A 25,267-nucleotide genomic window follows, 5' to 3' on the forward strand; every position below is an offset into this window, starting at 1 on the left:
TTAATTTTTAAAAATGTAAGGTGCGTTGATAAAATTTTAGGCCGGTATGCATAACCCAAGCAGCCACGACACCTAAAATGCTACCTAAAAAAATTCCAATAAAGCGATATTGCAAAATAGAAATCACATATTGATCCGTGGCTAATTTGGCCAAGAGCAATGAAAGGGGTGTGGTGAAAAAATTGGCAACCGCATAATTGCGGGGAATAAAATACTCCACCGCAAAAAAGAGCAGCGTAATGACAATCACCATCTCTAAATAAGAAAAGTGAATATTTAATAAAATGGCGGCTATTCCCAGACCAATCACAGTCCCTAAAATTCGTTGTATATTTCGTTGCATCATATTGGCTAAGTCATTGGCTTGTAAAATTGCCGCAGCTGAGACGACCATCCAATAAGGGTTATGAAGATTTAGTCCCTGACTGAGATAAGCCGCAAAGAAAATAATCGCTGTATAAAATAATGCATCAATCATGGCTGTCGGATCTGCATCCAAGCGTTTGCGGAAATTTTTTTTAGGTAGTGGGGCAGCCGGATTTTTTTCCATGCTATGAACCAATAATGCAAAAAGCAACGAGATAAAAATTCCGCAACAAAAATAAGCGATGACAATTGGTATATTTTCAACAGCAATGCGAGTGCTGCTACCGGTGCCAGCTACCATAACGCCAAAGAAAACACCGGGTTTGGCAAAACCATATAAGCGGAAATAAAATCGGCCGATAAAGGCAATGGTGGCCATTAGCATGGGCGTTGTCCAAACGGCATGGGTTCCAAGAATGCCTACTAGCAAACAAAGCAGCAGATAAGCGCCCACCAATAAGAGTCTTTTAATTAAATCTGGTAATCTTAAATTATCATAATAAAGAAAAGTAAAAATACCCAATGAGCCAAAGCTGGCAATCGTCGGGGTGTGAAAAAGATAGCTGAGTAATAAAATTGTCAGCATAGCCAGACAAGCACCAAATAGGCGAGCCCGATTACCCTGTGGTTTATTGAAATGCAGTAATTGTTTTAAATGTCCCTTCACGTAATTCGCTCCTTTTATTAAAGGTATCATAAAAAAAAGTGCAAAAGCAAATAGAACTCTTTAATAAAGCGCTAAAATAAATGTGAAAAAGATTTATTGAGACGAGCATAGAAAACGCAATCGATTTTTAAGTTGACAGGAAAATCATGCCTGTCTATAATTTAATCATTATTTCATTTTAATCTAATATTAAACTAATAATGGAAATTACTGGAGGTCATTTTATGACAGATATCAATACTTTTTTAGCTCAAATCGGCAATCATCAAGACCAAAGCACCGGTGCTATCAGTCTGCCCATTCATCTATCGACAACGTATGAGCATCCAAAACTTGGACAAAGCACCGGGTATGATTATACCCGCACTAAAAATCCAACACGTTGGGTTCTTGAAGAAGCCTTAGCAAAATTAGAGAATGGCAGCGTTGCAGTCGCTACAAGTTCTGGGATGAGCGCGCTGCAATTAGCTTTTCAATATTTTCCACAAGGTAGTCGCTTTCTTGTGTGTCGTGATTTATACGGCGGCAGCTTCCGTTTTTTTGAGATGCTGTCACAACAGGGGATGGCGAGCTTCGAGTATTTTAATAATGAAGAGGAGCTTGTTGAGCTAGCTTCTACTGACATTGCTGGAATTTTTATCGAAACCCCCACCAATCCTTTAATGCAAGTCTTAGATATAAAAAAAATCTCTGGGATTGCTAAAGCTAATCAAGCACTACTAATTGTTGACAATACTTTTTTAACGCCGTTGCGACAAAAGCCTTTAGACTTGGGAGCAGATATTGTGGTTCACTCTGGCACAAAATTTTTATCAGGACATAATGATTTATTAGCAGGTGTAGTGGTCGCCAAAGATCAAAAAATTGGCGAAAAATTGGCTTGGCTCGCCAATACAACAGGGCCAACTCTGTCGCCATTTGATAGCTGGCTATTTGTCAGAAGTTTGAAAACCTTAGCGTTGCGCTTTGAAAAGCAGGAGGAAACTGCTAAAGAGTTGGTGAAATTATTGCCACAATTTAGCAAAATCAAAGAAGTTATCTATCCGGGTGTGGGGAGTATGATTTCGATTCGCGTGACTGAAGCAGCTTTAATTCCAGAAATTTTGGCAAATTTGCATCTCTTCACCTTTGCCGAAAGTTTAGGGGGAGTCGAAAGTTTGATTACCTATCCAACAACGCAAACCCATGCTGATGTTCCCAAAGAACTGAGGGAAGCCTATGGTTTAACTGCTGATTTATTGCGACTATCCATCGGCATTGAAGGCAGCCACGATTTGGCAGCTGATTTAAAAGCAGTCTTGGATTAGCAAGGTAGCTTATGAAAAAAAACTTTTATTTTACATTTCAATAAAAGCGACAATAAAAAAACCACAGCCAATCTTATAAATAGTTCGACGTGCCAATTGCTGAAAAAACATAGCAGTTGGCACGTCTTGTATTTATACTAGCTTGTGGGAGTTTTTAATTTTGGGATTGACTCTTTAATTTTTTTTCTTGATGCTTTTGCGCTTTAACTAGGCGTCTGGTGACTCGTCGCAGCAAAGCTTCTTGCCCTTTAAACTCAATAATTTTTTCTTGCGCAAAGGTTAAGACCTCTATTTGTAATTCAGTGGCTTCTTGAGCCTCATATACTGAAGCCAGTCGCTCATAATACTCATAGTGGAAGCCTTCGGAAGTTTCAATTAAATGGAGAAGCAATAATTCAGCGTTCTCAAAATTTTGGTCAGCATAATGCTCTAAGGCATTTCGATAAAGCTTAATTCGATAGTCTTCACTGACAAGGGGGGAGACCCGTTCTTTTAATTCATTGATTGAAATTTTTTCTAAAACTTTTCCCGATGGATTTTTCAAAAATACCACAGGAATTTCATTGATATTATCAGGTAATCGTGAAATTTTTTGCATAGTCCATCAACCTACTCTTATTTTTCCTTTATCTTGATTATAAGGATAACTTATTAAAATAGAAAGAAAAAACTTTGAATAAAAGAAAAATCTAAGATTTAGCAAAAGCGCTTCTACTGCTAAAGGCTGAAAAAAATCTCCTATTGTAGCCGGACGGATTTCTAGAAAAACTTTGATACTATTTTCTAGAAAGGACGTGTAATTTTGAAAATCATAAAAATTTTAATAGGCTTTGCAGCAATCTTAATCATTAGCTTAGGCGGCTTACTCTTTTTTACTGCCAATTCATCAGGAGAAGTGGCCGCTGTCATTGACCGCTTTAATCCGCTAGTTCAAGAGGGGGCCGTCTATGTTAAAACTAAAGCTGCTGACAGTGTGAACGGCTACGGTACAGCTAGCTATCGTCAGTCTGCCGTTGATGAGAACGGCAAAGAGCGACAAATTGAATTTACCGCAGACCATGAACTAATTCAAGAACGATATTTAAAAATTTCCAATAAAGGGGCCTACGTGGAAACTTATGAAGAAGTGACTGCAGAAGAGCTGCCGGTTAAAGCATTTCAAGCCCTTGAAAATAATTATTCAGACCACAGTGCCGCCAAAAACAATTTAAGAAATTGCTAGTTTTATCAAAGGAAAAGGCAAATAAGTGTTCCAGTCGACATTCTATGCTAAAATATATTGGACGAAGGGCGGTAAAATTCTGTGAAGTTGATTGAGTTTTTGAAGTTTATTTTGTATTTAATTGTTTTAGTAGTGGTGCTCGTGATTGTACGCACCTACGTTTTTTCACCAGTGATTGTTAAAGGGGATTCGATGGACCCAACGTTAGAAAATAACGAACGCGTGATTGCCCTAAAATTTGGTGAAATTCAACGTTTTGATATCGTGACGTTCCCAGCACCGACTGAAGCAGATACGAATTATATCAAACGGGTGATTGGTTTACCCGGCGATACAGTTTCGATGTCCGGCGATGTGCTTTATATTAACGGCGAAGCCATTGAGGAACCATATTTGGATGAGTATAAATCCGAACTATCTGAAGGAGAAGTTCTCACTTGGGATTTCACTTTTGAAACTTTGGCTCAAGGCTATCATGGCAATCCGCCAGTTTCTCAGTTTACTGGTGTCACGACAGTCCCAGAAGGAAAATTATTTGTTCTCGGAGATAATCGCCGCATTTCAAAAGACAGCCGGATTATTGGCTTTATTGATGAAGATCAGATTATCGGCAATGTCAAATATGTTTTTTGGCCCTTTGACCGATTTGGCAGCATTTAAACTAAAGATAAATTCAGCAGTGTAAGGGAATCAGAATAGCCCACCTGCTGAATTTTTTTGTTATACTATACAATGAATCAACAACCTTTTTGTGATAGTAACGGATTGAAGGAGGATGTTATGAGTCTAAAATTTATCTTAGGGACCGGCAGTCGAAATCATCGAGAAACGTTGATTTCAGAAGCAAAAGACTTACTCGCTGCCCAACAGCAGGTTTTTTTTCTGGTACCTAACTTTAATAAGTTCGAACAAGAGCGGGAAATTTTACAAAAATTTGCCGGTCAAGAGCAGGATTTTTCAGCCATAAATTTACAAGTCTTTAGTCTACAGCGTTTGGCTTGGTATTACCTACAGCAGTCCCCAGATTTTGTTCAAAGTTATTTGAGCGAATCCAGTAGCGGCATGATTTTCCGAAAAATTTTAGCAACCTATGAACAGGAGTTAACCGTTTTTCGTGGTGAAATTAATAAAACTGGTTTTATCAGTCAGCTGTATACTTTGTATCGCGAATTACTGCAGGGAAATTTGACCTCTGCAGATTTAAAAAAAGCTGCTCAATCGGATGACCAGACAGCCGACCAGCAATTAAAACTGCAGGACTTGAGTTTGATTATGGCGGCCTTTGAAGAAACAATTTGGCAGACCCAATTGGTTAAAGGTGATTTGTTAGATCAATTGGTTGAGTATTTGCAGGAAGTTGATTTGAGTCAAGTCCATTTTCTGATTACCGGCTTTTCGCATTTTTCAGCCAAAGAAATCAAGCTGATTACCTTATTGATGGAAAAAGCGTCGGTGACTGTCAGCTTATTGTTAGATAAAAAAAGCTACGATCAACCAGTGGATAAGATTGATTTGTTTTACGATACCAGCGAACTTTATTTTCAGCTTTATCAACTCGCTAGAAAAAAAGCTGTGCCGATTGGCAATGATCTCTTTGCAGCCGAAAGCCAGGTTCATCCTGATTTAGTGGCGCTGCAAAAATTTTGGGAAACTAGCCAAAGTAATCAAGCAATTCCGCCAGCTCCTCAATCAGTTTCAGCATTGCATTTAATGCGGGGAGAAAATTTAAAAGAAGAAATTAGCTGGATTGGCCGCAAAATTCGTCAAAAGGTTATAGAAGAGGGCTATCGCTACCAAGATATTCAAGTTTTAGTCCGTGATCAAGACCGCTATGGCAATTTGATTGCCGAAGTCTTTAAAGAACTAGCACTGCCGGTTTATTTGGACGAGTCCGTCAAAATGGAGCAGCATCCTTTAGTCGAATTTTTATCAGCGCTGTTTGCGATCAAAACTTATGATTTCCGTTTGAATGATATCATGCGACTTTTACGCACTGAATTATTAGTGCCAGAGGAAATTCCTTTTGATAATGAAAACTTTAGTTATGCCAATCGTTTTCGTGATCTGGTAGATATAACAGAAAATATTGCGCTGGCCTATAATTTTCAAGGCTATAGCTGGAAAAATGAACAGGATTGGCACCTGTACGCCTATGATTTTGAGGAAGGCCAAGAGGAAGATATTAAACCAGAGGAACAAAAAGCCAATTTTGTTCGCAATTTTCTTCGTCAACAGCTCCTTGATTTTTTTGCTAATTTAGAAAATAGCCAGACCGGTCAAGAAGCAGCCGCCCAGCTGTTTAATTTTTTGGCAACAAGCGGCGTTAAGCAGCGCCTTTTAGAATGGCGCAGCGAAGAAATAAATCAAGGCAATCTAGAAGCTGCCAGAAATCATGAGCAGACCTGGAATACACTGGTTCATCTGCTAGAAGAATATGTTTCGATTTATGGGACTGAGGTCTTTGAATGGGAAGTCTTTCAAGAAATTTTAGAGGCTGGCATGGAAAATGCGAATTATGGTATGATTCCCAGCACCCTAGACCAAGTGCGCATCAATAATTTAGAATTGGCTCGACCTAATCAGGCAAAAATTACTTTTGCCGTTGGGTTGAACAATCAAGTGTTTCCGCAAAAAATTGAAATGACCGGACTGTTAAGCTCAGAGGATAAAGTGTTTATCAATCATTTATTTGCTGAGGATACCCAGCAAAAATATTTATTTGATGCCACCACGCAGGGAATGAATCGGGAGCCTTTTACCGCTTATCTCGTTTTTCTTTCAGCAACAGAGGAATTGTATTTAAGCTATGCCGGCAACCAAGATACCGACAAAAATTTGCAGGTTTCGCCCTATGTGGAAAATATTGCCAATTATTTCGGTTTGGATTTTGAGCTGGCACAGGGCATTTCTTTGGAGGCAGCGGCTGATAAACATCTGGGAACCTATCGCAGTTTGCTGGGGGATTTAACTTATTTGCAACGCTTGTCGATTGATGCAGACTTAACAGAAGATAAAAAGGCTCACCTGCCACAAAAATGGCAGGTGCTGAAAAATTTACTGCAGCGCTCAGCATTAGCGGCTACCACTGAAAAAACTTTTAAAAGTTTGGACTATGCAAATCAGGTTGTACCTTTGTCAGCTGAGTTAGTCGAAGCGATTTATGGCAATCAGTTAAAGGTTTCCGTGTCCCGTTTAGAAAACTTTTTCAACTGCGAATATAAATATTTTGCTACCTATGGTTTGGCTTTAAAAGAGCGGGACATTTATGGCTTGTCTCCAGCAGCCACTGGTGATTTTTTCCACGATGCATTGGACCGTTTTCTACAAGAAGTCATTCAAATGCAGGTCAGTCTTGCGACTATCAGTGACGAAGAGGTGCAAAATTTAACGGAGCAAGTCTTACTTAAAGTGTTAGGCGAAGCCCGCTTTAATATTTTGAATGAAAGCAATCGGATGAAATATATTCGTTATCAATTGAAACAGACAATTCATAAGGTCAGCTGGGCCTTAAAGCGGCAGAGTCAAGCTACTGGACTATCGCCGATGCAAACAGAATTACTTTTTGGCAGCAATCTTGGCAAGGAAGGCATTGCCGGCAAAGAAATCCAACTAAATCATCAGGGTAAACTAGCAGTTCGTGGAATTATCGACCGGATTGATGTTGCGACCGCTCCAGAGAGTAAACAGACATTTCTTAGTGTTGTCGATTATAAATCCAGTAAGCACAGCTTTGAAATTTGGAAAGCCTATTACGGATTAACGATGCAATTGCTGACTTATTTAGATGTCGCTTTGATGAATGCTGTAAAACTAGTCGGTAAGGAAGATATTAAACCGGCGGGGGCTTATTATCTTCACGTCAGAAATCCTGAATTGAAAAACGATCAGGATGTCGTCAAAGAAACGATGACCGCCTTTAAGTATGACGGCCTGTTTGTGAACGACCCTGAAGTGTTAGAGCAAATGGCGCCTGATTTAGAAAAATCGGAAACCTCTAACGTCTTTCCAGTGAGTAAAAATGCCAAAGATTTATATAGCCCTGGCCGTTCACAAAATAAATTTTATACCGAAGATGAGCTGAATTTATTGCGTAAGCACAACGAAGATAATATGAAAACCGCCGGAAATCGCATTTTATCCGGGGAAATCGCCCTAAATCCAGCCTACATTAATAAAAATCCTTTGGCCTGTAATTTTTGCCCGTTTAGAAGTGTCTGCAATTTCGATGTGTTGATGAAGGGGAACGATTACCATCGTTTGGAAAAATTATCAAAAGAAGAAGTTTTAAGACGCATTGGAGGTGAAGAGCATGAGTAACATTCCAGAAAAACCAACCGACGTGATGTTCACTCAGCCGCAATGGGATGCCATTTACGACAGTGGCACAAATATTCTAGTCTCAGCCTCAGCAGGTTCTGGTAAAACCCGCATATTAGTTGAGCGGGTGATTGAAAAGCTGAAAAAAGGCGTCAAAATTGATGAGCTGTTAATTGTGACCTTTACCGAGGCCGCCGCTCGTGAGATGAAGGAGCGGATTCAAAAAGAGTTGCGAAAAACAATTAATCTACCGGAAATTTCAGTGACAGAACGGCAAATGTTGACGGAACAATTGGTCAAATTACCGGCTGCCAATATCTCGACTTTGCACGCCTTTTGTTTGACGGTGATTCGCCGCTTTTACTATTTGATTGATTTAGATCCAGTCTTTCGAATGTTGACAGATCAGACTGAAACGCTGTTGCTGAAAGAAGATGTTTGGGAAGCGCTGCGGGAAAAATTTTATGACGATACGGAGGGCGTACCGGCTGCTTTCTATGAGCTGACGGCTAATTTTTCCAACGACCGCAGTGATGATGGTCTGACTGATTTAGTTTATCGGTTATATGAATTTGCCAGAGCCAATCCCGATCCGGAGGCTTGGCTGTCAAAACTTTTGGATAATTATCCGGAAGAAGAGGGCTTAAAAAAATCTAAATTGTTCTCCGAAGAAATGCTGCCTTTGATGATGGAAATGGTTGCAGCGGAGGCAGAGCTTTTTGAGCAATTGAAGCTGACGGCTGAGGCTACAGAAGGGTTGGCAAAAATTATTCCTGTGATGCTTGGCAGCCAAGCAATTTGCCAAGCAATTTTGTCAGCTTTAAAAGCGCAAGATTTTGAAGCTGCCTATGCCTTGTTCGACCATCCTGATTTAGCTTTGCGTTTTCCGTCAATCAGAGATGAAGAATTAAAAGCAACAGTTACAGAGATTAGGGAAGCCCGTAACGCTGCAAAGAAAAGATTAGCGGCAATCAGAGAAGATTTTCTGCCTTATTTACCGGCTGAAATCAATCGCTTGATTGGTTTGTCCCGTCCTTTAATTGAAGAATTAATTGGTGTCGGACAAGCCTTTATGGAAAGTTATGCTCTAGCAAAACGACAAAAGGGCGTCTTAGATTTCAATGATTTAGAGCATTTGACCCTGCAAATTTTGCAAACTGAAAATACTAAAGGCATCAAAGAAGCCCAAGAATATTATCGACACAAATTTTCAGAGGTTTTAGTGGATGAATATCAAGATACTAATGGCCTACAAGAAGCGATTATTCGCCGCTTAACCAATCCCAAAAATCAGCCGGGAAATTTATTTATGGTGGGAGACGTCAAACAATCGATTTATTCTTTCCGCTTGGCTGATCCGACTTTATTTATTGGTAAATTTGAACAGTTTAAAGAGACCGGAAATTCTGATGGTCGCCTAATTGTGCTGCCGGATAATTTTCGCTCCCGCAAGGAAGTCATTGATTTTACCAATTTAATTTTTGAACAGCTGATGGACAAACAGGTGGGGCAGATTGCTTATGATGAAGCAGCTAAATTGGTAGCCGGCTTCGGGCAGTTCCCCCAAAAAGAGGTTTTTCAACCGGAGCTGCTGCTGTATGAAAAAGCAAAGGAAAATAGTGACGAAGCAGACGTTATTGACCAGTTGATTGGCGACAGCGGTGCAATCAATGAACTACTGTTGGAGGATAAGACCGATGGCGAGCTGTTAATGACGGGCTTAAAAATTCGTGAGCTGATTGATAATCAATTTTTACTTTACGACAAAGATACCAAAGCAGAACGACCAGCAGAATATCGCGACATCGTCTTATTAACACCAACAAAGAAAAATAATATTGCGATTATGGATACTTTTAAACGCTTGGGCATTCCTGTTGAAGTCAACGATGCGGAAAATTATTTCCAAGCGACAGAGGTCCGCACGATGATTTCGCTGCTGCAAATTATTGACAATCCTTATCAAGATATTCCGCTAGCGGCGATTCTTCGTTCGCCGATGGTCGGTTTAAACGAGCAGGAACTGGCAGAAATCAGAATTGCTAATAAAAATGGCAGCTTTTACGAAGCAGTCTTAGCTTACAGCACAACAGGTCCTTTATTGCAAAAGGTGACAGAGTTTCTCGATCAATTGAATAGCTGGCGCAATCTAGTGCGTCGCCGCAATATTGCTCAACTAATTTGGCAGGTTTACCAAGAGACAGCTTATCCAGAATATGTTTTAGGCTTGCCAGCTGGTGACCAGCGCTATGCTAATTTGTTGGCTTTAGCGGATCGAGCCAAAGATTATGAGAACAGCAGTTATCGTGGGCTGTATCAATTTATCCGCTTTATTGAAAAGATGCAGGAAAAAGATAAGGATTTGGCAGAACCGATTGCTAAAGGCAGTGGCAACGCCGTGCGAGTCATGACCATCCATGCGAGTAAAGGTTTAGAATTTCCAATTGTCTTTTTGATGGATATGTCAAAACGCTTTAATATGGCGGACACACAAGCCAATTATATTTTTGATGAAAAATCTGGTATTGGCATAAAATATCTCGACCAGATTTCCCGTGTGCGCAAACAAACGCTGCCGTATAATGGCATTCGCCAATTGAAAACTCGCAAGTTACTCTCAGAAGAGTTGCGTAAGCTATATGTTGCCTTGACCCGTGCGGAGCAGAAACTTTTTTTAGTCGGCTCTTACAAAAATCAAGAAGAAATGTTGAAGACGTGGCAGATGGCGGAAAAATCAGCCGATAATACGTTGGTTTTACCCACAAGTTTAAGGATGCAAACCTCCCGCAGTTTTATGGACTGGTTAGGTTGGTCTTTAATTCGCCATCCGGATATTAAAAATTTTACCGAGCAAGAAGCGATTTTACCAGCCTTAGCTAAGTATCCTAGTCACTTTAGCATTCATTGGTATACGGAAACTGATTTACAACACAGCTATCAGCAGCTAGAAAAACAAGCGGCTGATATCGAGGTTTCTGTCAGTCAGCAGCCTGCGACACAGGAATTTGTTGATCGAGCAGAGAAAATTTTAAATTTTAGTTATCCTTTTAAAGAAGCCACTGAAACTACTAGCTACCAATCTGTTTCTGAAATAAAACGGGTCTTTGACGATCCTGACAACACTGGCTCTGAAAAACTTTTGTGGGAGAGCAGTCAGGAAAAAGCGATGAAGCGTCATCGCTATGTAGCAGATGATTTGGCTGTTCCGAATTTTTTAGCAACAGAGGTAGAACCGACAGCCGCAGTTGTCGGAACGGCGACTCACCGTGTATTGCAACTTTTACCGCTAGACCAAAAACCGACAGTCGAAACCGTTGAGGCTTTAATTGAGCGCTTGGTGGCAGCCAATAATTTTGAAGCAGCCGTTGCGAAAAAAATTAACGTTTCAGCGATTTTAGAATTTTTCGAGCAAGACTTTGGCCAATTTTTATTGGCCCATTCTGATAATGTTAAAAGAGAGCAACCTTTTTCAATGCTGAAAAAAGCTGATGATATTTTTGCAGATTATCCCATAGAAGCCGATCAAGTCTTGATTCACGGTATCATTGATGGCTACATCACCTTAGAAAGTGAAATTTATCTTTATGATTTCAAAACGGATCATTTAAAAAATCCTGAAGATGCCGTGGAACTTCAAGAAGTTGTCCAACGACACCAAGGTCAATTGCGTTTGTATCAGCAGGCTTTAAGTCAGGCGGAGAAGCTGCCGGTCAGTAAAATCTTTCTTATTTTGTTAGAATCTGGTAAAGTGATTGACATCGACGCAAAGAGCTAGGCATTCTCACTTACAAAATGTAAGTAATGTGCTATAATCACTTAACGAGGTGATAAGAATGGAGCAAGTACAAATTTCTAATTACGCAATCTGTCCCAAGTTTGAAAAAACTTTTTCAATTCTTGGCAAAAAGTGGAACGGTTTAATTATCGAAGTCTTATTGGATAATGGGCCGCAAAGATTTGTTGACATTGCCGGCAAAATTCCTCAAGTCAGCGATCGTCTTTTAGTTGAACGCTTGAAAGAGTTGGAACGTGAAGGCATCGTTACCCGAGAAGTTTCCTGTAAAGAAAATAATCGCAGCGAGTATTTATTGACGAAAAAAGGCGCAGACTTGCGTTTGGCCATGACACAAATCCACCAATGGGGGGATAAATGGCTGACTGATGCAGAATGCAGTTGATTTTCTCGAGTAAGTTTAGTACACTGTTGTCAATTGAATAAATAAAAACGTTGATGGAAAAGAGTAGTTTGGCTGACGCTGAAAAGGGAAAACCTGTCACTGACTGTAAGCAGGTTGAGTTGTCGAAAAATGAAGTTCACTTCCGGAGTTTGTCTTTTAGACCGGTCAGACCGTTAAAAAAATTGAGTGCGCAAAGATTTTTTTGTGAATTAGGATGGTAACACGAGAGCTCGTTCCTTAGTTGGAATGAATTCTCGTGTTTTTTATTTTTGGCACTTGAAAATAGGAGGAGAAACATGTCATTAGCAAAAACCCAAGCAACTTTAGAAACGTTGCGGAATGAAACATTGGCGAAGGTTGCCGCCGTAACTGATTTAAACAGTTTAAATCAGATTCGGGTGGAAATCTTAGGAAAAAAAGGCCCGATTACTGAGGTCTTAAGAGGGATGAAGGATTTATCCGCTGAAGATCGTCCGAAAGTTGGTAGTTTTGCCAACGTTATTCGTGATGAAATTACCGCAGCGATTGAAGCTCGCAAAACTGATTTAGAAGCTGATGCTTTAAATGAAGCGCTGGCAAAGGAAACTTTGGATGTCACCTTGCCAGGAGCGCAAGTCAAACAAGGTACCCGTCATATCTTGACGCAAACGATGGAAGAGATTGAAGATATTTTCGTCGGCATGGGCTATCAAGTAGTAGAAGGCTTTGAAGTGGAGAGCGACCATTATAATTTTGAGCGGATGAATCTCCCGAAAAATCATCCCGCTCGAGACATGCAGGATACTTTTTATATTTCTGATGAAATTTTAATTCGGACCCACACTTCCCCCGTTCAAGCACGGACGATGGAAAAACACGATTTTTCTAAAGGTGCTCTACGGATGATTTCTCCAGGAAAAGTTTTTCGCCGTGATACCGATGATGCCACCCATAGTCATCAATTCCACCAAATTGAAGGCTTAGTTGTCGACAAAAACATTACGATGGGGGACTTAAAAGGCACTCTTGAAGTGGTGATGAAAAAAATGTTCGGCGCCGATCGCAAAATTCGGCTGCGACCAAGTTATTTTCCTTTTACCGAACCTTCTGTTGAAACAGATGTTTCTTGTTTCAAATGTGGTGGTGCTGGTTGTAATGTTTGTAAATATACCGGTTGGATTGAAATTCTAGGGGCAGGCATGGTTCATCCTGATGTGCTACAAATGTCAGGCATTGACCCAGAAGTTTATTCTGGTTTTGCCTTTGGCTTAGGACCAGACCGGGTAGCGATGCTGCGCTACGGCGTCAATGATATTCGCTATTTTTATCAAAACGATTTACGTTTCTTAGAACAGTTCAAGGGGGAATAGACTAAATGTTAGTTTCATATAAATGGTTAGGGGAATATTTGGATTTAAGCAATATTTCCGCAAAAGATTTAGAAACGCAAATGTCGTTAACCGGCATTGAAGTAGAAGGCGTGGAATTACCAGCTGAAGGATTGAAGAAAATTGTCGTCGGTGAGGTTAAAGAATGTATTCCACATCCTGATTCAGATCATCTTTCAATCTGCCAAGTCGATATCGGTGAAGCAGAATTATCACAGATTGTCTGCGGGGCACCGAATGTTAAAGTTGGCATCAAAGTCATCGTGGCGTTACCAAACTCTCGGATTGCCGGCAATGTAAAAATTAAAAAAGGTAAGATGCGGGGCCAAGTTTCTAACGGCATGATTTGTTCTTTACAGGAGCTGGGCTATTCAGACAGCGTCATTCCTAAAGAATTCGCTGATGGCATTTATTATTTACCACAAGATGCTGAAGTCGGTACTGAAGTCTTTTCTTACTTAGAAATGGATGATTCCATCATTGATTTGTCGATTACACCTAACCGAGCAGATGCTTTAAGCATTCGTGGCGTTGCCTATGAGGTTGGTGCCATCTATCGTCAAACGCCAGTCTTTAATGATGAAGTTTTAGTTGAAGCGACCGAAAAGGCCAGCGATAAAATTAAAATTACCGTGGCGGATACAGCAGATGCACCTGCGTATCAAATTCGCGTAATTGAAAATGTTAAAATTGCCCCAAGTCCTCAATGGTTACAAAACCGTTTGATGAACGAAGGGATTCGACCTATTAATAATGTCGTGGATATCACCAATTATATCTTGTTATTGTTTGGCCAACCGCTCCATGCCTTTGACTACAATAAATTAGGCAGCCAAGAAATTTTAGTGCGTCGGGCAGAACCGGCAGAAAAATTAACTACGCTAGATGACGTTGAAAGAAGTTTAACAACAGAAAATATTGTCATCACTAATGGTTCAAAACCCGTTGCCTTAGCGGGTGTAATGGGGGGCTTGGATTCAGAAATTGATCAGGGGACTACAACGGTTGCCCTAGAAGCTGCTATGTTTGACAGTGTCTCCATTCGCAAAACGTCTCAGCAATTTAATTTGCGCAGTGAATCTTCCACTCGTTTTGAAAAAGGGATTAATCAAGGGACTATTGCAGAGGCCTGTGATGTGGCAGCCGCAATGATTGCTAAATTAGCCGGCGGTCAAGTTTTAGCTGGTGCTGTAGAAGGTTCCAAAATTATTCCAGAGGATGCTTTAGTCGGCATTACTTTAGCTAAAATCAATCGGTCTTTGGGAACCGATTTAACCGAGGAGCAGGTCAATGAAATTTTATCAGCTTTAGGCTTTGGTTATGAAGTAGTTGAAGGGAATTACTCAATTACCATTCCACCAAGACGCTGGGACATTACCATTGAAGCGGATATCATTGAAGAAGTTGCCAGAATTTATGGCTACGACAACTTGCCATCCACCTTGCCAAGCGGAGAAACAGTTGCCGGCAGTCTGACTGCTGAACAACGGGTGACTCGTCAAATTCGTGGCATTTTAGAAGGCAGTGGTCTGAGTGAAGCCATCAGTTACGCTTTAACAACGGCGGAAAAATCCGTAGAATTTACCGTTCAGCCAACAAAATTAACCCGTTTAGACTGGCCGATGAGTGAAGAGCGCTCAGTTCTGCGGCAAAATTTAATCAGCGGCTTACTGGATGATGTGGCGTATAACAGTGCCCGCAAAAATAATAATATTGCGCTGTATGAAATTGGTCGTGTCTTCTTCCAAGAACATGATCCGTTAAAAGATTTGCCTCAAGAAGTAAAACATTTAGGTCTGGCAATCAGTGGAAATTGGACGGATAAAGATTGGCAAACTGCAGGACAGAAAGTTGATTTCTATCTGTTGAAGGGGATTGTCGAAACTCTTTTAGAGGAGCTAGGCTTAGCTGAGCAAATTTCATTTGTCCAAACGACTGCCATTAAGGAAATGCATCCCGGCAGAGCAGCAGAAATTGTCTTTGATAATCAAGTTGTTGGTTTTATCGGCCAAGTCCATCCAGCAATCGCTAAGACTTATGATATTAAAGAAACTTATGTTGCTGAACTTGATTTGCAGGCTCTATTGGCTGTTGAAAAAGCGCCATTAGTCTACCAAGAAGTCTCAAAATATCCTTCTGTTAGCCGCGATATTGCACTGTTGGTTCCCGAGACGGTTGCTAGTGGTGATATTGTCGCAACGATTGGTGAATTTGGCGGTCGCTTCTTAACGAATGTTGACCTATTCGATGTCTATCAAGGGGAAAATATTGAAGCCGGCAAGAAGTCGTTGGCCTACAGCTTGACCTTTGTCAATCACGAAGCGACGCTAACCGACGAAGAAATTAATGCAGCTATGGAAAAAATTACTAAAAGCTTAATCGATCAATTTGCCGTCGAAATTCGCTAAGAAGAAATCTGTGAGTGTTAGAAATTCTGACACTCACAGATTTTTTTGGCTCCGGATTAATTCTTTTTCAATTAAGTAAAGGGCTAGTTTTAAAGCTTTTATGCGCTCTTTTGACAATGTAATCTGAGCTTTAAGATTTTTACCAGCTCGTTGCTTTTCCTCTAGAGAAAGCAACGCTTGCTCGATTTTATGAAGGGTTGACGTGAGCGATTTTTTTGCTGCTTGATAATCTGTTAGTTGATAGTCCGTCATTTTTTCGGTATCCTTTCTTGTAGTAAAAATTTTCAGTAAGGGAGTAATAGTATGCCGGAAAAAATGTCTGTTTACAATGTCCAAAAGAAAACAATCGAAAAATATCATCTACGGGATACCCCAATGACGAAAAATGACTATCGTTTTGTAGTGACAGTCTTGGTTTTTAATTCAGCGGGACAATTGCTAATTCAAAAGCGCAAAGAAAATAAATTTGCTTGGCCAAATTATTGGGATTTCACAGCCAGCGGGGCAGTTGACTTTGGCGAAGAGCTTTATCAAGCGGCTGAGCGGGAACTATTTGAAGAGATGGGAATTACCGTTCAGCTTAAAAATGTAGCTAGTCGAATGACTTTTGCCTTTCACGAAGGCTGGGATGAAATTTATTTTATTACGAAAGATATCCCTCTTGAAGCGCTTGTTTTACAGGAATCTGAAGTCATAGATGCCCGTTGGGTTGATGAAGCCGAGTATCTGACGCTTTTAGAAAATGGCACATTTATTCCTTATATCTATGGTAAAAGCATTTTTGATTTCTATCGCAACACTGGTGAACATTTGGAAAAATAAAAAAAATGAGGTGACAGTATTTAATGTTTGATTAAATACTGTCACCTCAAAATTTTTTTTAGAAATAGGCAATGCCCATCGCTTTTTTTACTTCAGATAAGGTCGCTGCCGCAACCTTTTCAGCAGACTGGCTGCCGGCTTGTAAAATATTTAAAACCTCACCCAAGTCTTTTGCATATTCTTCTCGACGAGTGCGAATCGGCGCTAACTCCGCTTCTAAAACATCAATCAAATAACGTTTGATTTTGACATCTCCTAAACCGCCACGACGGTAATGCTCTTTCAGCTCTGCAATTTTTTCTTTATCTTGACCAAAAACATCTAAGTAGGTAAAGACCATGTTGCCTTCTACTTGTCCAGGGTCTTCCACATGAATGTGATTGGGGTCCGTATACATGCTCATAACTTTCTTTTGAACAACATCAGCTGTATCGGCTAAATAAATCCCATTGCCTAAAGATTTACTCATCTTGCCGTTGCCATCAATCCCCGGCAGGCGGCCCATATTTTTTGGCGGTAGGACAGCTTTTGGTTCAACTAGGACTTCACCATAAGTATTGTTAAAGCTGTGAACAATCTCTTGCGTTTGTTCTAGCATTGGCTTTTGATCTTCGCCAACAGGCACTAGATTGGCTTTAAAAGCTGTGATATCCGCTGCCTGTGATACCGGATAAATAAAGAAGCCAGTCGGAACACTCTCGCCGAATTTCTTTTGTTCAATTTCCGCTTTAACGGTCGGGTTGCGCCGCACACGGCCAACACTCACCAAATTTAAATAATACATGGTTAATTCAGAAAGCTCAGGAATTTGTGATTGGACAAAAATAGTTGTCTTGCTGGGATCTAAGCCAACTGCTAAATAATCCAAAGCGACTTCGGTTAAATTGGTCCGAATTTTTTCAGGATTCTTGGCATTATCAGTCAAGGCCTGCATATCCGCCACCATAATGAATAATTTATTCATCGGATCAGCTTGCATCTCAACTCGTGTTTTTAAAGAACCAACATAATGGCCTAAATGTAAACGACCAGTGGGGCGGTCGCCGGTTAAAATAATGTTTGTCATCGTGCACCTCATTTAATTCGTTAAAAAGTTTCCCCTCTATAGTACCTTTTTTTTTGCTAAACTACAAGATTATCAAGTTGCTAGGGTGAAAAGTATGAAATAATATCGAATTTTTTTCTGAAAAAGTGGCGATTTTTGAAAAAAAATTCAATTTTTCAAGTTTTAAGTACTTTACAATTCCTTTCTCATTAGTTTATAATAAAACCTGCACATATTTTCATGTTAGATTTTTTAACAACAAATTATACAAAGGAGCGAATCGCATGGCCATGATTGAATTTAAGAACGTTGAGAAATATTATGGGAAGTTTCACGCGTTGAAAAATATTAATTTGAGTTTTGAAAAGGGTGAAGTTGTGGTTGTCATTGGACCATCCGGCTCTGGTAAGAGTACCATGCTGCGTTGTATCAATGGCTTGGAAATGATTACAGAAGGTGAGCTGTTAATCAACGATGTCAATCTTCATGACAAGTCCGTCAAGTTAACCGAAATTCGTAAAAATATTGGAATGGTCTTTCAGCATTTCAATTTGTATCCTAATAAGACGGTTTTGGAAAACATTACTTTAGCGCCAATGAAGGTTTTAAAACAAGATCAGGCAACAGCTGAAAAAACAGCTGAAAAATTCTTGAAGCGGGTAGATATGCTGGATAAAAAAGATTCTTACCCTTCCATGCTTTCTGGTGGTCAGCAACAGCGGGTGGCGATTGCCCGTGGTTTAGCGATGAACCCAGAAATGCTTTTGTTTGATGAACCAACCTCAGCATTAGATCCGGAAATGATTGGTGACGTTTTGAACGTTATGAAAAAATTAGCCAAAGACGGCGAAGGGATGTCGATGATTGTCGTCACCCATGAAATGGGCTTCGCCAAAGAAGTGGCGGACCGGGTTATTTTTATGGCGGACGGACAAGTTTTAGAAGAAAGTCGCGATGTGGAAGATTTCTTTGCAAATCCTAAAGACGAACGGGCGAAACAGTTCATCAGTAAAGTAATCAATCATTAGGAGGTATTGTATGAAAAAAATAAAAAAATGGCTGCCTTTAGGTCTGCTTGCTGGCTTAGCCTTATTTTTAAGCGGCTGTGGCGCAAGCTCTGTGGCCGACCAGAATATCTTATCGGCTGCCGAAAGTGACAATGAAATTGTTTGGGGTGTCAAGTACGATACCAATTTATTTGGACTTTATAATATTGCTGACAATCAAGTTGAAGGCTTTGATATTGATATCGCGAAAGCCTTGACCAAAGAAATTCTCGGAGATGATGGGCAAGCAACTTTTGTCGAAGTAACATCCAAAACCCGGATTCCTTTATTAAAAAATGGAAATATCGATGCGATTATTGCCACGATGACGATTACTGAAGAACGCCGGCAGCAGGTTGATTTTTCTGATGTGTATTTTAGCGCTGGTCAATCTTTATTAGTCAAAAATGGCAGCAGCATTTCAAGTATCGCAGATCTTAATTCTGATACGACAGTCTTAGTTGTAAAAGGGTCCACTTCTGCTGATAACATTCGGGAAGCTGCTCCTGAGGCCAATGTTTTAGAGCTGGAAAATTATTCAGAATGTTTTACAGCGCTGCAGGCTGGTCAAGGGGATGCCATGACCACTGATAATGCAATTTTACTTGGTTTGGCCCAAGAAAATCCTGATTATCAACTAGTCGGTGGAACCTTTACCGATGAGCCTTACGGGATTGCCATCAACAAAGGGCAAGAAGATTTTCTAAATGCCGTTGATGATGCGTTAGCTGATATGGTCGCCGATGGAACCTATGAAGAAATTTATTCAAAATGGTTCCCTGATAATGAAGATGGTAGTGTCGCAAGCTAATCAGTAAATCATCGAGTTTTAAATTTCAGCAATCTGTAGAGGAGGGAAAATATGTTAGAGCTTTTTCAAACATATAGTTCAAGCTTTTTTGAAGGGTTTAAATACACTTTGTTATCTAGTATTCTTGCCTTGATTTTCAGCTTAATTATCGGGACATTGATGGCGATTTTACAGCTATCTAACAACCGATTAGTCAAAGGCTTAGCCAAAGCTTACGTGGAATTTTTTAGAAATATTCCCTTATTAATTATTGCCATGTTCTTTTACGTGGTGGTGCCGTTATATTGGTTCACAGTGGATGGATTTACAGCCGGTACAATCGGGCTGACTTTGTACACCTCGGCTTTTATCGCCGAAACCATTCGTTCAGGAATTCAAACTGTACCAACCGGACAAATGGAGGCCGGCTTGTCTTCTGGTTTGACTTACGTGCAGACGATGCGCTATATCGTCATGCCGCAAGCCTTTAAAATTGTTGTCCCACCATTAGGCAATCAGTTTATCAATCTAGTAAAAAATTCTTCCATCTTAGCGATGGTGGCTGGCTTAGATATCATGTATCAAGGAGACTTAGTAGCCAGTGCGACGTTTGATACCTTTAACACTTATATCATCGTTGGTATTTTTTACTTGGTCATTACTTTGCCGCTATCTTATTTAATGAAATATTTAGAAAGACGCTGGGCAGTGACCGGCTAGAAAGGGGGAGACCACATGGCATTTTTTGAAGCATTTTCATGGATTAATATTCGCTTTTTATTGGACGGCCTATTAGTTACAGTCGAAGTCTCTCTGATTTCTATGGTACTGAGCTTGCTGATTGGCGGCATCACCGGCATTTTACGTTTTTCTGAGATTCCCTTCTTATCTAAAATATTAGGGGTTATCATCGATGTGATTCGGAATTTACCGTTGCTCTTAATTATCTTCTTTACTTATTTTGCTTTACCGCAAATCGGAATTCAATTTGATATTTTTTGGTCAGCGGTTGCGGCATTGACGATTTTCGAATCTGCAATGCTCTCGGAAATTTTCCGTGCTGGTTTAAATGCGGTACCGAAAGGACAGATGGAAGCCGGTCTTTCCACTGGCTTAACCTATCCGCAGACGATGTGGCAGATTATTTTACCGCAGGCAATTAAATCAATGGTGCCGGCAATCGTCAGCCAGCTGATTTCTTTAATTAAAGATACCTCTTTGGCAATCATTATTTCACTGCCGGAAGTGACCCACAATGCTCGGATTATTTACGGGCAGGATTCCAGCTATGTTTTGCCAATGTATGTAGCCTTAACTGTTTTATACTTTATTATCTGTTACGCCCTTTCTTTACTGTCAAATTATTTAGAAAGACGCAAATACAGTTATTAAAAAATTTTCAGCAGCTTGCCATTTGGCAGGTTGCTTTTTTGCGGAAAAAAATAAAAAAAATTTATATCCTGTATTTATTATAGAAGGAATTTGTTTGCTGGAAAAAGGGAATGCATAGAAGGCTTATTAAACTTTCCTAAGGGAGAGGAAAAAAACTTGAAAAAGTTGTCTAAAAAAGCGAGAATATATTGTATTGTTTTAATTTTAACTAGTAAAAGGATGGATTCTTTTGTTAAATCCAAAACCAATCGGCTTCATTGACTCTGGTGTCGGCGGCTTGACAGTCGCTAAAGAGGCCATGAAGCAATTGCCTTATGAAAATATTATTTATTTAGGGGACACGGCCCGCTGTCCTTATGGTCCGAGACCCGCAGAACAAGTGATTCAGTTTACTTGGGAGATGACTAATTTTTTATTGCAGAAGGATATAAAGATGCTGGTGATTGCTTGTAATACTGCGACCGCCGTTGCCTTGGAAGAAATCAAGGCCCAGCTTTCGATTCCTGTGGTGGGGGTAATTTTGCCGGGAACAAGGGCAGCGCTAAAATCCACCGGCAGCCAACGAATCGGAATTATCGGCACCCAGGGCACAATCAAAAGTGATTCCTATAAACGAGCTTTAAAAAATAAATCCCCACAGGTTTTTGTAGAAAGTTTAGCCTGCCCCAAGTTTGTGCCAATTGTGGAGAGTAATGAATATGCCTCTTCCGTTGCCAAAAAAATTGTCTCAGAAACCCTCATGCCACTTCAAAAAAAACGGCTGGACACTTTAATTTTAGGCTGTACTCACTATCCGTTGCTGCGGCCAGTCATTCAAAATGTTATGGGCAGCGGCGTGCATCTGATAGACTCAGGTGCGGAAACTGTCGGCGAGGTCAGCATGCTATTAGATTATTTTGACATCGCCAACGGACCAGAAAACCCACAGCCGACAAAAGAATTTTACACCACCAGCTCTCCGCAATTATTTGATGCAATTGCTCAAGGCTGGCTAACAAATTATCAAGAAAAAGCACAACATGCAAAATTGAATAGCAAATAATTTTTAGGAGGAAACGCATGCGTCACGATGGTAGAGCAGTGAATCAACTGCGCCCAATACAAATTAAAACCAATGTCTACAAACATCCAGAAGGTTCGGTAGTTATTTCCTTTGGTGATACCGAGGTGATTTGCTCAGCTACCGTGGAAGAAAATGTGCCACCCTTTTTAAAAGGGGCGGGTAGCGGTTGGGTCACTGCTGAATACTCAATGTTACCGAGAGCTACCAATACAAGAAATCGGCGGGAAGCCAATAAAGGCAAACTCAGCGGACGAACGATGGAAATCCAACGTTTAATTGCTCGTTCTTTACGGGCGGTGGTCGATTTAGAAAAGCTTGGTGAGCGCAGTATTGTTGTTGACTGTGATGTGGTGCAAGCTGACGGAGGAACTCGGACCGCCAGCATCACTGGGGCTTTTATTGCTTTGTCTTTGGCGATTACAAAATTAATTGTTAGAGGCGAGTTAAAAGAAAATCCCATCAAGGAACATTTGGCAGCTGTCAGTGTCGGTATTTTACCAGACGGCAGCTGTGTGACCGATTTAGATTACATAGAGGATTCTGCTGCTAAAGTCGATATGAATCTGGTGATGACGGAAGCCGGTGAATTTGTTGAGATTCAAGGAACCGGTGAAGAAGCAACTTTTTCTGGTGAGGATTTAAACACAATGCTTTTTTACGGAAAGCAAGCGATTCAAGAACTAATTACTTTGCAAAAGGAAGCCCTCTTTACTGACCATCAAGAAGCTGCGGTCGATAAAACGATTGTGATTGCTACTAGAAATCCCGGCAAGGCCAAGGAATTTGCAAATTTATTTAGTCAAGCTGGCTATCAAATCAAAACCTTATTGGATTATCCTGAGCTGCCAGATGTCGCTGAAACCGGGCAAACTTTTGAAGAAAATGCCCGCTTAAAGGCGGAAACAATTGCCCAGATTTTGCAGCAACCAGTACTAGCCGATGATTCCGGCTTAAAGGTCGATGCGCTTGATGGGATGCCCGGCATTTATTCGGCCCGTTTTTCTGGACTGCAGGCAACTGATGCGGGAAATAACGCCAAATTATTGCATGAATTAACTGAGGTTCCAGATGAAAAACGGACGGCTCAATTTCATTGCACGCTGGTTTTTGCAGCGCCCTATAAAAAAAGTTTAGTCGTTGAAGCAGAGTGGCCGGGGGTAATCGGGCGAATTCCTCGAGGAGAAAACGGCTTTGGTTACGATCCTTTATTTTATCTGCCGGAATACGATAAAACGGCTGCAGAATTATCTGATGAACAAAAAAATCAAGTCAGTCATCGGGGACAAGCGGTAGCCAAATTGGCAAAAATCTGGCAAAATTGGTTAGAGGAAACGGAATAATTATTAATGTGTGACAAGGAGAGGTTATGAAATATTTAGTAGTCAGCGACAACCACGGCGATCGTGATGTTTTAGTAGATTTAAAAAATCAATATGCAGGTAAAGTCGACTATTTTTTTCATTGCGGCGACTCCGAGTTAGCCCCGAATGATGAATTATGGCAAACTTTTTATGTAGTCAAGGGAAATTGTGACTTTGATCCGGAATTTCCCGACCGTCGGTTAGTCGATACCGGTGCTGATCGTGTCTATATGACTCACGGACATTTAAGCAATGTCCGCTTCGGCTTGAATCATTTAACCTATGAAGCGCAGGAAAATCAGGCGACGATCGCTCTGTTTGGTCACACCCATCAAATTGGCTGTGAGAAACATCAAGGCATTTTATTTTTAAATCCTGGCAGTATCTCACAACCCCGGGGACCGATTCAAATTCAGTCCTATGCGATTATTGAAAGCACTCCGACTCAAGATGAAGTTCAATATTATCGCCGCAATCATCAAATGGTACCGGATTTACACTTTGTTTTTAAAAAATAATTGCAGATTATTAACGTTTAATTCATATTTTTACGGTACAGTCAACGTGATAGATTTGAAGGGAGCAGCAAAATGATTGGAGCAACTGTAAAAGATTTAATGCTAGAGGGTCAAGAGGATTTTATGATTCCAGCGGAAAATGTCGCAAATGTGATGTATACGAACCCTTTAACCCACGCTTTATTAGTCCTCTCACAGGTAAAATACAGCAAGATTCCGGTTTTGGGCAAAGGTGATCGCTTTGTCGGCTTAGTCAGTTTATCTGACATTGTTGAAAAAATGTTAGACTTAAATGCCATCAACGTGGAAGCTCTAGAGCAATGCACAGTGGCAGATGTGATGGAAGTCGGCGTTCCCGTCGTCCAAGAAAATTGGGATTTAGAAGATGTGCTGCATTTGTTAGTAGATGCTTCTTTTTTACCGGTGGTAGATGAAGATCGAATTTTCAAAGGAATTATCACCCGAAAAGAAATTTTAAAAGCTGTCAATCGGACCTTGCATTTGATGGAAAAACGCAATGTTTTGATTCCTCGGACAGAAGAAACTGCGACCAAAGTAATTTGATGCGCAGCTACGAAATAAATTGGCTTTTAGCGGCGAGTTTGATATGCTAGAACAGTATCAATCAAGAGGAGGATGTTTAGTTGGACGCTTATGAAATTATAAAATATATTGGTGATGCCAAGAAAAAAACACCAGTGAAAGTTACTTTGAAAGGCCGTTTGAAGGAGCTTGAATTTCCCGAAACGATTCAAGCTTTTGCTAGCTGTAAAATGGGAACTTTATTTGGTGAATGGGCAGATATTAAACCGTTTTTAGATGAACATGCTGATGCCATCGATGACTTTGTTGTGGAAAATGATGCGCGTAACTCAGCCATTCCAATGTTGGATTTAAAAGAAATCAATGCCCGGATTGAACCAGGCGCTTTTATTCGCGATCAAGTAGAAATCGGCGACAATGCGGTGATCATGATGGGAGCTGTCATTAATATCGGTGCGGTTATCGGTGCGGGAACAATGATTGATATGGGAGCGATTCTTGGCGGTCGCGCAACTGTTGGCAAAAATTGCCACATCGGAGCAGGAGCTGTCTTAGCTGGGGTCATTGAACCACCTTCAGCTGATCCTGTTGTGATTGAAGACAATGTTTTAGTTGGTGCCAATGCCGTTATTTTAGAAGGCATTAGAGTGGGTGAAGGAGCTGTTGTGGCCGCTGGCGCTATCGTGGTTGACGATGTTGCACCAAACACAGTAGTCGCCGGCATTCCAGCCCGCAAAATTAAAGACATTGATGAAAAAACCAAAGGCAAGACAAACATGATGGAAGAGTTACGCAAACTATAATTTATTTAACAAAGATAAATCTGAAATGGCCGACGAACGAAGGCCTTTCAGA

The 25,267-nt window shown here is 40.5% G+C and carries 22 protein-coding genes; 18 read left to right on the plus strand and 4 right to left on the minus strand.

Annotated features, from left to right (window positions below; translation table 11 throughout):
• Positions 1–7: 7 nt before the first annotated feature.
• Complete coding sequence (locus tag ORH16_RS06540; RefSeq protein WP_265457310.1) at positions 8–1,033, minus strand: FUSC family protein; 1,026 nt, start codon at positions 1,031–1,033, stop codon at positions 8–10.
• 224 nt (positions 1,034–1,257) lie between these two features.
• Here ORH16_RS06540 and ORH16_RS06545 point away from each other — a divergent pair, with 224 nt between their 5' ends.
• Positions 1,258–2,340 carry a PLP-dependent transferase gene (locus ORH16_RS06545; protein WP_265457311.1) on the plus strand — a complete coding sequence of 361 codons (1,083 nt, stop codon included), beginning with the start codon at positions 1,258–1,260 and terminating at the stop codon, positions 2,338–2,340.
• 154 nt (positions 2,341–2,494) lie between these two features.
• Here ORH16_RS06545 and ORH16_RS06550 read toward each other — a convergent pair whose 3' ends face one another.
• The gene (locus ORH16_RS06550) at positions 2,495–2,938 is read right to left on the minus strand and encodes a hypothetical protein (protein WP_265457313.1); all 444 of its coding nucleotides are present in this window, start codon (positions 2,936–2,938) and stop codon (positions 2,495–2,497) included.
• Between the two features lie 204 nt (positions 2,939–3,142).
• Here ORH16_RS06550 and ORH16_RS06555 point away from each other — a divergent pair, with 204 nt between their 5' ends.
• The 7 genes from ORH16_RS06555 (at position 3,143) to pheT (ending at position 15,832) form a co-directional block, all read left to right on the plus strand.
• Positions 3,143–3,562: a YxeA family protein gene (locus tag ORH16_RS06555; RefSeq protein WP_265457314.1), complete on the plus strand. Its 420-nt coding sequence runs from the start codon at positions 3,143–3,145 to the stop codon at positions 3,560–3,562.
• Positions 3,563–3,643: 81 nt separating this feature from the next.
• Complete coding sequence (gene lepB, locus ORH16_RS06560; protein WP_265457316.1) at positions 3,644–4,222, plus strand: signal peptidase I; 579 nt, start codon at positions 3,644–3,646, stop codon at positions 4,220–4,222.
• Between the two features lie 120 nt (positions 4,223–4,342).
• A complete protein-coding gene (locus ORH16_RS06565; protein ID WP_265457318.1) occupies positions 4,343–7,879 on the plus strand; it encodes a PD-(D/E)XK nuclease family protein in 3,537 nt (1,178 codons plus the stop codon).
• A complete protein-coding gene (addA, locus tag ORH16_RS06570) occupies positions 7,872–11,654 on the plus strand; it encodes a helicase-exonuclease AddAB subunit AddA (protein ID WP_265457320.1) in 3,783 nt (1,260 codons plus the stop codon). The genes ORH16_RS06565 and addA overlap by 8 nt, the downstream gene beginning before the upstream one ends.
• A 58-nt stretch (positions 11,655–11,712) precedes the next feature.
• A complete protein-coding gene (locus ORH16_RS06575; RefSeq protein WP_265457322.1) occupies positions 11,713–12,057 on the plus strand; it encodes a winged helix-turn-helix transcriptional regulator in 345 nt (114 codons plus the stop codon).
• A gap of 296 nt (positions 12,058–12,353) precedes the next feature.
• A complete protein-coding gene (gene pheS, locus ORH16_RS06580; protein WP_265457323.1) occupies positions 12,354–13,406 on the plus strand; it encodes a phenylalanine--tRNA ligase subunit alpha in 1,053 nt (350 codons plus the stop codon).
• Between the two features lie 5 nt (positions 13,407–13,411).
• Positions 13,412–15,832 (plus strand): phenylalanine--tRNA ligase subunit beta, encoded by a 2,421-nt coding sequence (gene pheT, locus ORH16_RS06585; protein ID WP_265457325.1) that lies wholly within the window; start codon positions 13,412–13,414, stop codon positions 15,830–15,832.
• A gap of 33 nt (positions 15,833–15,865) precedes the next feature.
• Here pheT and ORH16_RS06590 read toward each other — a convergent pair whose 3' ends face one another.
• The gene (locus ORH16_RS06590; protein ID WP_265457326.1) at positions 15,866–16,084 is read right to left on the minus strand and encodes a hypothetical protein; all 219 of its coding nucleotides are present in this window, start codon (positions 16,082–16,084) and stop codon (positions 15,866–15,868) included.
• Between the two features lie 51 nt (positions 16,085–16,135).
• On the opposite strand from ORH16_RS06590, the gene ORH16_RS06595 reads away from it, so the two are divergent.
• Complete coding sequence (locus ORH16_RS06595; RefSeq protein ID WP_265457328.1) at positions 16,136–16,654, plus strand: NUDIX hydrolase; 519 nt, start codon at positions 16,136–16,138, stop codon at positions 16,652–16,654.
• A gap of 58 nt (positions 16,655–16,712) precedes the next feature.
• Here ORH16_RS06595 and trpS read toward each other — a convergent pair whose 3' ends face one another.
• The gene (gene trpS, locus ORH16_RS06600) at positions 16,713–17,720 is read right to left on the minus strand and encodes a tryptophan--tRNA ligase (RefSeq protein WP_265457330.1); all 1,008 of its coding nucleotides are present in this window, start codon (positions 17,718–17,720) and stop codon (positions 16,713–16,715) included.
• A 263-nt stretch (positions 17,721–17,983) separates the two neighbouring features.
• Between trpS and ORH16_RS06605 the strand changes: the two genes are divergently transcribed.
• The 9 genes from ORH16_RS06605 to dapD all read left to right on the plus strand — a co-directional run bounded on the left by ORH16_RS06605 (position 17,984) and on the right by dapD (position 25,215).
• Positions 17,984–18,727, plus strand: coding sequence for an amino acid ABC transporter ATP-binding protein (locus tag ORH16_RS06605; protein WP_265457332.1), 744 nt, complete (start codon positions 17,984–17,986; stop codon positions 18,725–18,727).
• Between the two features lie 10 nt (positions 18,728–18,737).
• Positions 18,738–19,556 carry a transporter substrate-binding domain-containing protein gene (locus ORH16_RS06610; protein ID WP_265457333.1) on the plus strand — a complete coding sequence of 273 codons (819 nt, stop codon included), beginning with the start codon at positions 18,738–18,740 and terminating at the stop codon, positions 19,554–19,556.
• 51 nt (positions 19,557–19,607) lie between these two features.
• Positions 19,608–20,255 carry an amino acid ABC transporter permease gene (locus tag ORH16_RS06615; protein WP_265457334.1) on the plus strand — a complete coding sequence of 216 codons (648 nt, stop codon included), beginning with the start codon at positions 19,608–19,610 and terminating at the stop codon, positions 20,253–20,255.
• Positions 20,256–20,270: 15 nt separating this feature from the next.
• On the plus strand, positions 20,271–20,927 hold the full coding sequence (locus tag ORH16_RS06620; RefSeq protein ID WP_265457336.1) for an amino acid ABC transporter permease: 657 nt from the start codon (positions 20,271–20,273) through the stop codon (positions 20,925–20,927).
• A gap of 229 nt (positions 20,928–21,156) precedes the next feature.
• Positions 21,157–21,969, plus strand: coding sequence for a glutamate racemase (gene racE, locus ORH16_RS06625; protein ID WP_265457338.1), 813 nt, complete (start codon positions 21,157–21,159; stop codon positions 21,967–21,969).
• 17 nt (positions 21,970–21,986) lie between these two features.
• The gene (gene rph / locus ORH16_RS06630; protein ID WP_265457340.1) at positions 21,987–23,330 is read left to right on the plus strand and encodes a ribonuclease PH; all 1,344 of its coding nucleotides are present in this window, start codon (positions 21,987–21,989) and stop codon (positions 23,328–23,330) included.
• Positions 23,331–23,356: 26 nt separating this feature from the next.
• Positions 23,357–23,869, plus strand: coding sequence for a metallophosphoesterase (locus ORH16_RS06635; RefSeq protein ID WP_265457342.1), 513 nt, complete (start codon positions 23,357–23,359; stop codon positions 23,867–23,869).
• A gap of 72 nt (positions 23,870–23,941) precedes the next feature.
• Positions 23,942–24,433, plus strand: coding sequence for a cyclic-di-AMP-binding protein CbpB (cbpB, locus tag ORH16_RS06640; RefSeq protein ID WP_265457344.1), 492 nt, complete (start codon positions 23,942–23,944; stop codon positions 24,431–24,433).
• 80 nt (positions 24,434–24,513) lie between these two features.
• Positions 24,514–25,215, plus strand: a complete 702-nt coding sequence (gene dapD / locus ORH16_RS06645) for a 2,3,4,5-tetrahydropyridine-2,6-dicarboxylate N-acetyltransferase (protein WP_265457346.1) — start codon at positions 24,514–24,516, stop codon at positions 25,213–25,215.
• Positions 25,216–25,267: the final 52 nt, after the last annotated feature.

The organism is Enterococcus sp. HY326 (genome assembly GCF_026157065.1).
Classification (GTDB): Bacteria; Bacillota; Bacilli; order Lactobacillales; family Enterococcaceae; genus HY326.